General features: G+C 32.6%; 10 protein-coding genes. 7 read left to right on the top strand and 3 right to left on the bottom strand.

Going from position 1 to position 12983, the window contains the following annotated elements; genetic code table 11:
• Nucleotides 1-570 precede the first annotated feature (570 nt).
• Both LBP67_10380 and LBP67_10375 read right to left on the bottom strand, forming a co-directional pair.
• Nucleotides 571-1179, bottom strand: coding sequence for a LuxR C-terminal-related transcriptional regulator (locus tag LBP67_10380; protein ID MDR2085385.1), 609 nt, complete (start codon nucleotides 1177-1179; stop codon nucleotides 571-573).
• Entirely contained in the window at nucleotides 1166-1831 is a 666-nt protein-coding gene (locus tag LBP67_10375; GenBank protein MDR2085384.1) for a hemerythrin domain-containing protein, read from the bottom strand. Before LBP67_10375 ends, LBP67_10380 begins: the two co-directional genes overlap by 14 nt.
• A 485-nt stretch (nucleotides 1832-2316) precedes the next feature.
• On the opposite strand from LBP67_10375, the gene LBP67_10370 reads away from it, so the two are divergent.
• From LBP67_10370 to LBP67_10350, 5 genes are all read left to right on the top strand, one after another.
• Nucleotides 2317-3273, top strand: a complete 957-nt coding sequence (locus LBP67_10370; GenBank protein ID MDR2085383.1) for a L,D-transpeptidase — start codon at nucleotides 2317-2319, stop codon at nucleotides 3271-3273.
• Between the two features lie 45 nt (nucleotides 3274-3318).
• Nucleotides 3319-4017: a murein L,D-transpeptidase catalytic domain family protein gene (locus LBP67_10365; GenBank protein ID MDR2085382.1), complete on the top strand. Its 699-nt coding sequence runs from the start codon at nucleotides 3319-3321 to the stop codon at nucleotides 4015-4017.
• 102 nt (nucleotides 4018-4119) lie between these two features.
• Complete coding sequence (locus LBP67_10360) at nucleotides 4120-5349, top strand: murein transglycosylase domain-containing protein (GenBank protein ID MDR2085381.1); 1230 nt, start codon at nucleotides 4120-4122, stop codon at nucleotides 5347-5349.
• 318 nt (nucleotides 5350-5667) lie between these two features.
• The gene (locus LBP67_10355; protein ID MDR2085380.1) at nucleotides 5668-6255 is read left to right on the top strand and encodes a flavin reductase; all 588 of its coding nucleotides are present in this window, start codon (nucleotides 5668-5670) and stop codon (nucleotides 6253-6255) included.
• Nucleotides 6255-7028, top strand: coding sequence for an EFR1 family ferrodoxin (locus LBP67_10350; protein MDR2085379.1), 774 nt, complete (start codon nucleotides 6255-6257; stop codon nucleotides 7026-7028). The genes LBP67_10355 and LBP67_10350 overlap by 1 nt, the downstream gene beginning before the upstream one ends.
• Before the next feature lie 46 nt (nucleotides 7029-7074).
• On the opposite strand, the gene LBP67_10345 is transcribed toward LBP67_10350, so the two are convergent.
• On the bottom strand, nucleotides 7075-10008 hold the full coding sequence (locus LBP67_10345) for a GH92 family glycosyl hydrolase (GenBank protein MDR2085378.1): 2934 nt from the start codon (nucleotides 10006-10008) through the stop codon (nucleotides 7075-7077).
• 322 nt (nucleotides 10009-10330) lie between these two features.
• On the opposite strand from LBP67_10345, the gene rfbD reads away from it, so the two are divergent.
• Both rfbD and LBP67_10335 read left to right on the top strand, forming a co-directional pair.
• Nucleotides 10331-11173, top strand: a complete 843-nt coding sequence (gene rfbD, locus LBP67_10340) for a dTDP-4-dehydrorhamnose reductase (protein MDR2085377.1) — start codon at nucleotides 10331-10333, stop codon at nucleotides 11171-11173.
• Between the two features lie 148 nt (nucleotides 11174-11321).
• Complete coding sequence (locus LBP67_10335) at nucleotides 11322-12950, top strand: phospho-sugar mutase (protein ID MDR2085376.1); 1629 nt, start codon at nucleotides 11322-11324, stop codon at nucleotides 12948-12950.
• Nucleotides 12951-12983 lie beyond the last annotated feature (33 nt).

The following is a 12983-nucleotide window of genomic DNA, read 5'->3' as shown; positions in this document are numbered from 1 at the left end:
ATTTACAACTGCAAAAGTATTATCTTACTTTTTCATTCAAAATCCCAAATTCTTGTTATTTTTGATAACAATTTTTAACTATTAATGATGATATGAAAAATGCTGTGAGCGTAAAGGATTATATGTGTAAAGGGTAAAAATGATAAAAGCCCTTCGTCTGTATTTGAACAAAAAAACCGGACTTTTGGGATGTCCGGTTTTTTATTATTTAACACGTGTCCGTGTTAGTTGTGTTAATCAAAACATTTTATTAAAAATTATGGCGTAAAATTTAATTCGATATTTTTCAAGAACTATCGTTGATTTTAAAAATATCCGAGAAGAACATATTGCCTTCCCGGATAAATTAACAGTGAAAAGTGTTTATTTAAAATCTATCGACAATATGGATGCAAAATTATTCTGTTATGCTAATGTGGAAAATCCCCAATTATAGTGATTTTTTGTTCCTCGTTTTAATCAATTATAGGGATAGGAATAATAATTACAATACAATAATTAACTTTCTGATCGTCAATTGTTAATAGGCGTTTCTCAGTTTTTTAATTTTCGAATTTTTATATTTCGCCTTTATAAAAACATTTCGTCTTTATCAATCAGATTATTAATGAGAGCGTAAACTGTGAGGCCGGAGACCGATTTGATTCCTGTTTTTCTGGATATGTTTTTTCGATGAGAAATAACAGTATGAATTGAAATGTTCAACTTATCGGCAATTTCTTTATTCATCCATCCTTTGGCAACAGCTATTAAAACGTCTTTCTCTCTGTCTGTGAGTTCTTGATTATCGAAATTGTCTTTTTTCTCTTCTGTTGAATTTATCGCGGAACGTAAAGTTGATTCTATAGTATTAAAAGAGTCGTCGATTTCTATTATTCCGTTATACTGTCTTAAAATATCGGAATGAATGTAGGAATATACCAACGCAACAATTCCTGCCTGCGGAATATCGTGAAATAAACTTTTAATTGTAAGCTGTTTGTCTAACTCAATAATCGAAGGATTAATAATAATGATATCCGGATTTAATTTGTGAATATTTTCTTTAAAATCGGCAAATGTTTCGAAACTTTCTATCACTCTAAAAGTATAACTGTCGCCGAACAACTTATCCAAACCCGCTCTTATGATTTCGGTAGGTTCTATTATAACAAGTTTGTATAATTTATTGTTGTCCATGCTCGGTTTCAATTTGTTTAACCCAAGGAATCAGAATCTTATTTTCAATCAGACTATGTTTATTTAAATCTTTAGCAAAAATAAAAATTGTAAATAAAGCATCCTCTCTTTTTCTATCGTCCTCTTCGGGAATATATTTAATTAATATATTAATTAAATCGTCTAATTTATCTTCAATATTGCTGTGATTTTTCTCAAACTGGTTAATATTATAATTAACGCTAATCTTATCATGCATTAAATCTTTTATATATGGAAAAACAATATTCTCTTCATAATCAAAATGATTTATGACTTCGTTTTTATACTCAGAAAAGAATCTGCCGATAATAGTCTTATAATCATTATTATCTAAATAGAGATCATTTAATTTTTCTTCTATAGCCTTGATTCTATCTTCTCGGTAATATGTATGTGATGCATGGAGGTAATTGATTAATTCCTCAAGATTTAAAGAATTAATTTCATCATTATCAGGATAATAATTATCGAAAGTAGTAACATTGGTAACCATTAAAAATAAAGAAGTTGAAATTCCGTATTTTTTGCATACTTCTTCAACTGTTTTTTCTCCGAAACCGAGTTTTATCCCAAATCGTGATAACACAAAAATCAGATTATAATTATCAAACAACATTTCAGAGAGTTTCATTTTGGATGTAAATAAATTATTCCGCATAAAAAATCACTTTGTAATAATTTGCAAAAATAAAAACAATTAATAATTAGTAATTAATAATTAACAATTTTAATTTTGTTTTTATTACGTGACTTGTAGTCTTATGGCCACAGTCTTCGAATTTGATTTTGTTATTGGTGGAGAACGCATCGAATAAGCAATCTAATTCAAAATATTATTTCTTTTTAAACTGCTTTTATCAATACTCTTTGCAAATATTTTTTAAACTTAAATCAGATATTTTTATAAATTCGGGTAATTCACATACATAATATTGAATATGTATTCATGATAAAATGTCAGATTTCTTTCCAGGTTTTATAAAAAACCGTACATTTGCATAATTTTTGCATCAGTCAACACAATTATAAAAATAAGAATATTCAATTGAAGGAGAATTAATTATGAAGAATTTAAGTAAAAAACATTATTTATTAATTTGCCTAAGTTTAATAATTTTGTCCGTTTCTTGTGTAAGAAAAACGAAGACGGACGATAAGCCGGCAGTTATTGCACCAGCGCCTTTAAAGGAAACAATAAAGGTATTAACTGTTGATGATATTCTTATTGAAAAAGATTTTACTTATGATAAATATACCTTGGATGATGTTTACCCTTATAAGGATAAAACCCGTGAATTCCAATGGGATAAAATTAAAGAAAACTTGGTGCTTTTAGAGAATTTTCAAAATAAACCTGCAGTTTGGGGTGTTTTGCAAAACAGGCACGATGTTAATGGAAGGCCGCCGCTAACAGCAGAATATCAAACAAACGAGTATAAAGAAATAACTGATATGTACGGAATTCAACAATATGAAGGAATTCCTTTGTATTTAGATAAAAATACGAAAATTCCCGAAAGATACGGAGATGACGGAACTCTTGTTAAAATTATTTCTAATGATGAGGATAGTTTAAATGTTTCCACTCTATTTTTTGAGGGTGATTGGATAGTCCCGTCGAAATATGTACATATAATTCCGGATACAATGACTTTTTCTAGGGTTGTTTTTGTAGATAGAACAAATCAAAATATTGCAACTTTGGAAAAAGTAGATACTAAATGGTTGGTCAGAAGCATGAATCCGGCTACAACGGGCTTGCATAAACCTCCATTGATGTATCCGACTCCATTGGGTATTTTTGTAATTCAGGAGAAAAAACCGGAGATGCATTATTATGTGGACGGAACTACGGAAATAGGCGGTTATGCTCCATACGCGAGCCGTTTCAGTAACGGCGGATATATTCACGGAGTACCTGTAAATCTACCGGCAACCGAAATGATAGAATACGGCAGCACATTAGGTACAACGCCGCGTTCACACATGTGTGTGCGTAATGCAACCTCACATGCCAAATTTGTTTATGAATGGGGAATATTATATCATTGTTTGGTCTTTGTGATTGATTAGCATTGGAAATGCAATAAAATTTATTTAAAAACGTTAATGACCTGTATGAGGAAAATATTTTTAATATTATTATTAATATGTGTAGTATTTAATGTAGCGGCACAAATTAATTTTTATGATGAAAAAGAAATCAATCAATTATATTACGATTTTAATTTAAACGAAGATATACTTGAATATGATGCTTTTTATCAGGCTTTGCATGGATATAATTTGATTAATCCGGCAAACAAAAAATATGTCTGCATTATTGATTACACAAAATCGTCTAAAGAGAAAAGATTTTTTGTTTTCGACCTTGTGAAGAAAGAGATTTTATATTATACTTATGTCTCGCATGGTAGAAATAGTGGAAATGAATATGCCCTTAATTTTTCCAATGAAACCGGTTCTTATAAGAGTAGCTTGGGATTCTTTCTTACCGAAAGTACTTATCAGGGAAGAAACGGGTATTCTTTAGTTTTAAACGGATTAGAGAAAGGCATTAATAATAATGCGAAGAATAGAGCTATTGTTATTCATGGCGCTAATTATGTAACATCAAGCAAACAATTTCCGCTACAACGATTAGGTCGTAGTCACGGTTGTCCTGCCTTAGCTGTTTCGGAAGCAAAAGAAATTATTGACAGACTTAAAAACGGAGCATTAATTTATATTTATGCTCAGAATGCTAATTATCAGAGAGAAAGTTCTTATGTTAATAGCAGATTTCTACGTGCAAGTGTAGATTTTAGGTTGAGATAATATATACTTTGTAGCTTAGTACATTTTCTTCAAACTTCCATATTATTTTATTAATTATTAATTAAAAAATTATCTTTGCATAGTTATTAATCTAATTTTATTATGATGCAAAAGTATTTTTTATTGATTTTAGTTTTTTCCTGTTTCCATCTTTATTCTCAAACGGAGCAACAAATTAGTGATTTTCAAAAAGCTCAACAAAGAGAAATTGAGAGAATGAGCAATGAAAGGGAACAATTTATTATCGATAGTGAAAAAGAATTTGAAGAATATCTTAAAGCAGAACAGGAAGCTTATGATGAGTTTATAAAGAGTATTTCAAAAATTTGGGGTAATGAAAATGTTATTGTAAGTACTAATAAAGATTGGGTTGAATATACTGATGACAAGAAGGGTAGAAGTGTTGTAGATTTTGAAAAGGGCGAAGCGCGTGTTGAAATTGTTCTTACGGAAGAAGAAGCCAAAGATATTGAAAAAATACAGGAAAAAGTTGAAGAACAGGTTGTGGATCTTCTTACAACTCAGGGCACTACAAAAGATTATGATACTGAATTTGAGAAACGCGAACCTTTATCGGATGAAGCCGTGCTTGTCGGACAAGTTATACTTCCTACGGAAGATAACAAAACAGAAAAAAATACTTCCGATTTACCTGAGAAAAAATTGGAAACAGATGTTAAGCAATTGGTCGAAACGGGCGATGTAAAGATAGAAATTGTAAGAGGCGATGACGGGGTTGAGCGTAAAGTGGCAAGTTTTACATTAAACCTTGCTCCGGATCATATCAAAACAAGAGCTGAAAAATTTACTGACGACATAAAATACTTCAGCAAAAAATATAATCTTTGTCCTGCTCTTGTGTGTGCAATAATTCATACCGAATCATATTTTAATCCGAAGGCAAAATCGCATGCTGCTGCGTATGGACTAATGCAATTAGTACCTAAATACGGCGGGAGAGCGGCTTATAAATATGTTTACGGAAAAGATAAGACGCCAACCGCATTATATTTATATAATCCGAAAAATAATATTGAACTTGGTACGGCATATATGAATATGCTTGTTACACAAAGTTTTAATAAGATAACCTGTGATGATTGCAGAACTTTATGTGCCGTTGCTGCTTATAATACCGGAGCCGGCAATGTAAGCAAAGCTTTTACAGGAAATACTAAAATCAGTTCCGCTATACCTTTGATCAACAATTATGAATACAACGACCTTTATGATCATATGTCGAAAAAACTTCCTTATAAAGAAACTCGAGATTATATAAAGAAAGTTACTGAAAGACGTGCTCAGTATCAGGAATGGGGTTGGGAAATTTAATTGATTATTTGCAGATAATGCTTAATGTAATATTTTTTATTCAAAACATTGAAACACAATTTGAAATTACACTTGCCCGGATATGAGATATCTATCTCATCAAATATTATTCTTTACGATTTTAGATTTTAAAAACATTTTTTTTATTGATTGTTAATTTATTATTTCTTTATTACTTTTGCATTTAATTATTAATAACAAAAATATATTAGTATTAATACAACATGACGAATCTATCACTTTCGAACATGAAAATGATTCATGAGAGTCAATATGAACGAATAAATTTAAACATCAATAAATTAAAACTATTTTCGTATGAAAAATTACTTACTAATTTTAATCACAATTTCAGCAATTATTATGAATTCATGTAAAACAACTTCCGAAGAAAAAAAATTCGATAGAATAGATGTCAAAGACTTAAAAGAAAATGTTTTTGAATTGTTTAATGATAATTGGTTTGTTGTAACTGCCGGTGAAAATGAGGTTTTTAATCCGATGACTATAAGCTGGGGCGGATTAGGTATTCTTTGGGGTTATCCGGTTGCTACTATCTATATCAGAGACTCCCGCCATACTTATCAATTCATTGATAAAGGCGATTATTTCACATTGTGTGCTTTCGATGAGAAATATAGAGACGAAGTAACTTATTTCGGCACGGCTTCCGGAAGAGATGAAGATAAAATTAAAGCATCGGGATTAACACCTGCAAAAACATTACAAGGTAATCTTTATTTTGAAGAAGCGAGACTCGTAATAGAATGCGAGAAAATATATTTTAACGATCTTGAAAAGGATAATATCCTTGATGCGAAAAGTAAAAATTTCTATGAAGGTGAAGATACCTCTTACCATACTATGTTTGTTGGGAAAATAATTAACGTCTGGGAGAAAAAATAATGATTTTTTATTTTTCCGGTACGGATAATTCTTTATGGGTTACCAAATATCTTGCCGAATTTATGCCTGATAACAGAATAATTGCTATTGGTGATTATTTTGTTATAGGTAACGAATTAGTTCCCGAGTTTAATATTAATAAAGATGAAAAGATAGGGTTTGTTTTTCCTACCCATTCTTGGGGAATTCCTCTTGTTGTTAAGAAATTTATTAAGAGACTGAAAATAAATAATTATAATAATAATTTGATTTATAGCATAATAACTTGTGGCGACCAATGTGGGCTTACAAATAAAATGCTTGATAAATTATTCAGAGAAAAGTCATGGAAAACTGATCATATTTATTCACTTCAAATGCCTAATAATTATATTATTTTTCCATCATTTGATATTGATAATAAAGAACTTCAGGATAAGAAAAAAGAAAGGGCAGAAAAACATCTTCCTGTATTAATCCAATTAATAAATGATAATTATCCTATGCATTATTATGAAAAAGGAAAATCGTCATTCTTGAAATCCCGTATTATTTATCCGCTTTTTTGCAAGTTTGCCATGAGTGCGAAACCTTTTTATGCCGATGAAAAATGCACTTCCTGCGGTATATGTGTCAATTCTTGTCCTGTTGGAAATATGATTCTCGAAAATGATAAACCGAAATGGTTTAATAATTGTACGCAATGTTTAGCCTGTATTCACCATTGTCCTGAAAAATCTATACAGTACAACGGTAAAACTCAGGAAAAAGGGAGATATACTTTTTACAGTTAAGAGTTAAGGCTAAAAAATTAGTTGAGAATTAAGAATTTCCGGTTTTCTATCTGATGATGATTTCATCCGCGAATAACCAAGAAGGTTCGCCCGGACTTAAATGCCATTCCGGATTTACTAAAACAGATTCTGCAACTACTTTTACATATTTGGCTTTTGTTTTTCTCTTTTTATCAACAGTGAAATTAAAAACCTGCGGCCTTTCATCATTCAGTGGAATCGCATTGAGAACCTTACCGAATAATTCATAGCTTTTGCCGTCAATAGAAGTGTAATATTCTACGCTTACAGGAAAAAAGATCCATGAACGCGAATCTTGGAAGAATCCCATACTAATTTCGGAAATCTTATCAACTTCTCCCAGATCAACAATTGCTTCAAAATGCGTACCTTGATAACCTTGCCACGCACCTGTTTTAAAACTTTCGCCGCCTCTGATAAAATCTATAAGAGCATTATTCCCGCCCGCATTATATTGATTTTCATATTTCGAAAGCAATTGTATTGAACGCTGTTTTGGCATCTTAAAAAATGTTGTTTCAATAATTTTGCTCGGTGCCTGATTATCATAAAAGGCTCGCGCCTTAATTGTATAAGTTTTATTTATTTCAAAAGGAGCTGTATATCTTTCGGAATCTTTATCAGGATCTTTACCATTTAATGTATAGTAAATCTGACTTCCCGGAAGAATATTTTCGATAGCAATCATCATTTCATCATAAAAAGTAATATTATCTGTTACAAAATACGGTACGGGAGTTATTAAATGCTCGGATATAATATTTACAGGACGATCTTCCGGAGCGACAGCAAAGTCTTTGTTAGGAACTTTTGCCATGTGAAAAGTAATTTCACCGCCATTAAGTATATCATCATAAGTTATGAAAGACGCCGTGTAGTCTTTTCCGTTAAGCTCAATCTTTTTGATAAAAGTATTCTCCTTGGATTGATTTTTTGTTTTAATGATGAATTGATTGCCGTTTTCGAGATTTATTACGGCATTTTTGATAGCCGGCGAACCAATAACAAATTTACCGTCGCCCGGACAAACAGGATAAAATCCTAATGCACTCAAAACGTACCATGATGACATTTGCCCGCAGTCTTCATTACCACAAAGCCCGTCGGGAGCATTAAGATAAAGAGTTTGCATAATCTTTCTCACCATTTCTTGAGTTTTCCACGCTTCACCAACATAATTATACAAATATGCAAAATTATGGCTTGGTTCGTTGCCGTGAGCATACTGCCCGATTAATCCGGTGATATCCGATTGTTGCCGGCCCGTTGTTTCGCTGCTTTCGGAGAACATTTTATCTAATAAGGCAATGTAAGCTTCGTCGCCGCCAAGCATTCCGATATGATTATTAACGTCTTGCGGAACATAAAAGTTATATTGCCAGGCATTTGCTTCCGTATAATTGAAATTTACTTCTTTAGGATCGAAAGGATAAAACCATCTATTTTTAACTTTAGCTCTGTGAAAGCCTGTTTTAGTATCAAAAAGGTTTTTGTAATTCTGAGCGCGTAAAATATATTCTTTATAGATGTTATCCTTACCAAGTTCTTTGGCGAACATCGCAATACACCAGTCGTCGTAAGCATACTCAAGAGTTTTGGAAACCGATTCTCCTTCGGCGTCGGCAGGAATAAATCCGTATTGCATATATTGCGGAATACCGAGTTTTTGTTCGGTTGCACTATGCATCATGGCTTTCAAGGCAAGTTCTGTATCAAAATCGGTAATACCTTTCATGTAAGCGTCATAAATAACAGGAATTGAGTGATAACCAATCATACAACCTGTTTCATTTGCCGAGAGTTCCCAAACAGGAAGTGCGCCGCCTTGTTCATATTGCTTCAAGAAAGTATTAATAAAATCTTTTGTTCTGTTTTGATCAATGATAGCAAGGAGAGGATGAGTTGCGCGATAAGTATCCCATAGCGAGAAAACCGTGTAAACATCAAAGTTTCCGGTTTTGTGGACATTGAGATCACGTCCTCTGTATCTTCCGTCAATATCGGTATAAATATTAGGTGCTATCATGGAATGATATAAAGCCGTGTAGAATACAACTTTATCGTCATTGTTGATTGTGTTGATTTCAATTTTTGAAAGTTCATCATTCCATTTTTGTCGGGTTTCCTTTAATGCCGCATTGAAATCGCCGGTGTGAACTAAGTTGTTGCGGGCGTTCTCAATACTTACCGGAGATATGGCAATAGTAACTATAACAGGTTCTTTTATTTCGTTAAAAGAAACATAAGCTTTAAGATTTGTTCCGGCTTGGAAAGCATCGTCAATAAAAACATCATCGAGAGCAATTTCGTAATTATCAAACGGTTGTGAAAAAACAGCAACAAAATAAACATGTTGATCTTGTGCCCAGGCCTTTGAACGGCGGTAGCCTTCAATTTCAGTATTTGTAACAACTCTTATTGAAGATGCAATTACTTGGTCTCTATGTTTTAAATCAATAATAATATTTCCGGAACCTTTCGGGAAAGTATATTTATGGAATCCGACTCTTTCAGTTGCAGTTAATTCCGCCTTAATATTATAGTCGTCTAAAACAACAGAATAATATCCGGCTTCTGCTTTTTCATTGCTGTGTTTGAATTTTGAAGGATAACATTTGTCTGTATTTCCATTATTTATTGCATTGGAAATATTCGGATTTCCGGTTGTAGGCATAAGAAGTATATCGCCGTAATCCGAACAACCTGTACCACTGAGATGTGTATGGCTGAATCCGTAAATAATATTATCGGAATAATGATAACCAGAACAGCCGTCCCAAGTATCAAGGCGCGTATCCGGACTCAATTGAACCATTCCGAAAGGAGCTGTTGCGCCCGGGTAAGTATGTCCGTGAGCATTTGTACCTATCATCGGATCGACGAATTTATATAAATCAGTATTTTTGTTGCAGGATAAGGCAACGAAAACGATTAGGATTAAGATCGGAAGTTTTTTCATTATTTTTATAATATAATTATCATTAAATCAGCGTAATATATATCGAATTAATATTGTCTTTTCCGGAATAACTATATCATCATATCATAAGAATTACAAGCATAAAAAAGTTTCCTTTGGAAGATTTAGAAGTATGAAGGTTTTTTGAAGGTTCGAAAATTTGATTCGTTTCTTCAGTATATATTTTCAAACTTAAGGAAATGATGCTGAAAATTAAAAAAACATTTATGATATTTTTGATTTTCATCTGATAAATATTACTAAAAATTACATGCAAAGATAGGATAAAATGTTCATTTTAATTTATCTTTGCAGAAAAAACATGCGAATTATTGTTTTTGGCTCGAATGGTCAGCTTGGAAAATCGTTTCAGGCTATTGCTCAACAATTTGAACATGATTTTCTTTTTGCTGATATTGCTGATGTTGATTTTACGAATGAAGATTTATTAAGACAATTCCTTCAAAATAATCCGGCCGATCTAATTATCAATTGTGCAGCTTATACTGCGGTAGATAAAGCAGAAGAGGAGCAAGAGCTCTGTATGGCTATTAATGGAATTGCTCCGGGAATAATAGCAGAGTTCTGTAAGAAAAATAACACCAAACTTATTCATTATTCTACCGATTATGTCTTCGACGGAAATAGTAATGAGGAATATGTTGAATCCGATGATACTAATCCATGCAATTTTTACGGGATTTCTAAGTTGAAAGGCGAAGACAATATTATTAAATATAATCCCGACGGATTTATCATAAGAATCTCAGGTTTAATTTCTGTTTATGGGAATAATTTTATTACCACCATAAACAGATTGATGAAAACAAGAGATGAGGTTTCGGTTGTAAAAAATCAAATAACAAAGCTTACGAGTGCTACTGATCTTGCCAATGAGAGTATGAAGTTAATTAAAAGAATTTCTAAAGGAATTGATATTCTTCATTATGCAAATGATCCTGCCGCAAGTTGGTATAACTTTGCGAAGATTGTGAAAGAGAAAACAGACAGCAGTTGTAAACTTTTTGCAGTAACGGAGTACCCACAGATAGCTGTCCGTCCTAAACGAAGTATTTTGAATTGTTCGAAAATTGAATTGCTTTATGGAATTAGTATGAAAAGTATTAATAAAGAAATTGACAGGATATTAAATGTTGGGGAATAAAAAAAATGATAATAAAATTTAATTTGAAATATAAAAACTTAGATATTAATTTTGAAAATTCTATGGTGTCGTATAATTATGGCTTTGCTGTTTCACTTTTTGCAATGACAACAATGAGTTCAAAATTCAGAATACAAAAACAAACCTTATGGATATAATAAAACGTGCGGAAAAATGGTTGTCGGAAGATTATGATGAATCAACCAGAAATGAAGTAGCCGAAATGATTAAGAAAAACGATTCTGAATTAACAGATGCTTTCTACAAAGATATGGAATTCGGAACAGGCGGTTTGCGCGGAATAATGGGCGCAGGAACAAATAGAATGAATCGTTATACAGTAGGGATGACTACACAGGGATTAGCAAATCATGTAAAATCCTGTTTTCCTGATGAAGAAGTTTCGGCTGCAATTGCTTATGATTGCAGAAACAACAGCAAGTTCTTTGCAGAAACAACAGCAGACGTGCTTTCGGCAAACGGTATTAAGGTTTATATATTCGAAGATATGCGTCCTACTCCGGAATTATCGTTTGCAATTCGACAGTTGAAATGTAAGACAGGCATTGTAATAACTGCTTCGCATAACCCGAAAGAATACAACGGCTATAAAGCTTATTGGGATGACGGTGCGCAAATTGTAGAACCACATGATGAAGATATTATCATGGAAGTAAAGAAAATAAAATCGATCAAAGAAGTTAATTTCAATAAAAATGAAGATTTGATTATTGAAATAGGGAAAAAGATTGATGATATATATTTGAAGAAAGTTTTGGAACTATCGTTAAATAGTGATTCTATCGAACGTCATAATGATTTGTGCATTGTTTATACTCCGTTACATGGGACCGGAATAAAATTAGTTCCGAAAGCACTGAAAATGTATGGTTTTACCAATGTCAATCTTGTTGAGGAACAAAGCATTCCCGATGGTAATTTTACAACTTTGAAATCACCTAATCCGGAGGAACCTTCTGCTTTTGAATATGGAATAAAATTAGCGAAAGAAATTGATGCTGAGATTATTATTGCAACTGATCCGGATGCGGATAGAATCGGAATCGCGGTAAAAGATGAAGTGGGTAATTATCAACTTTTGAATGGAAATCAAACTGCTGCGATTTTATTTTACTATATGATTAAAAACCGGAAACCGAGTGTATTACCGTACTATATTGTAAAAACCATTGTAACCAGCGACGTGCTCAATGATATTGCGGAATCCGAGGAAATTACCGTTTTCGAATGTTTAACCGGTTTCAAACATATAGCGTCTATCATTCGTGAACATGAGGAAAATATGAAATTCTTGGTTGGCGGTGAAGAAAGTTTCGGATATCTTTGTGGTGATTTTGTAAGAGATAAAGACTCCGTTTCTGCGAGTTGTTTGATTGCCGAAGCTGCCGCCTGGGCAAAGGACAGGGAAATGAGTTTGCTCGGTTTGCTGAACAGTATTTACGAGGAATACGGTTTTTATACGGAAAGTTTAAGAACCGAAGTTCACAAAGGTAAAGAAGGTGCGGAGTACATCAAACAAATGATGACAAACTACAGAGAAAATCCGCCGCGAGTTATGGAAGATCGTCCGGTTGTAGAAATCAGAGATTATCTCACTCAAAAAATCATAAACTTTAAAGACAATACGGTTAAACCTATGACCGATATCCCAAAATCAGATGTTCTTCAATTTTATTTGGATAACGGTACGAAAATTTCAGTGAGACCTTCCGGTACAGAACCGAAGATAAAGTATTACAGAAGTGAGAAGAGTTAAAAGTTGAAATGACAATAAATAAACACATTTATA

The organism is Bacteroidales bacterium, from assembly GCA_031276035.1.
GTDB lineage: Bacteria > Bacteroidota > Bacteroidia > Bacteroidales > BM520 > RGIG7150.
The sequence above is the reverse complement of the archived record's forward strand: the minus strand, read 5'-3'. Positions and strand labels throughout refer to the sequence as shown.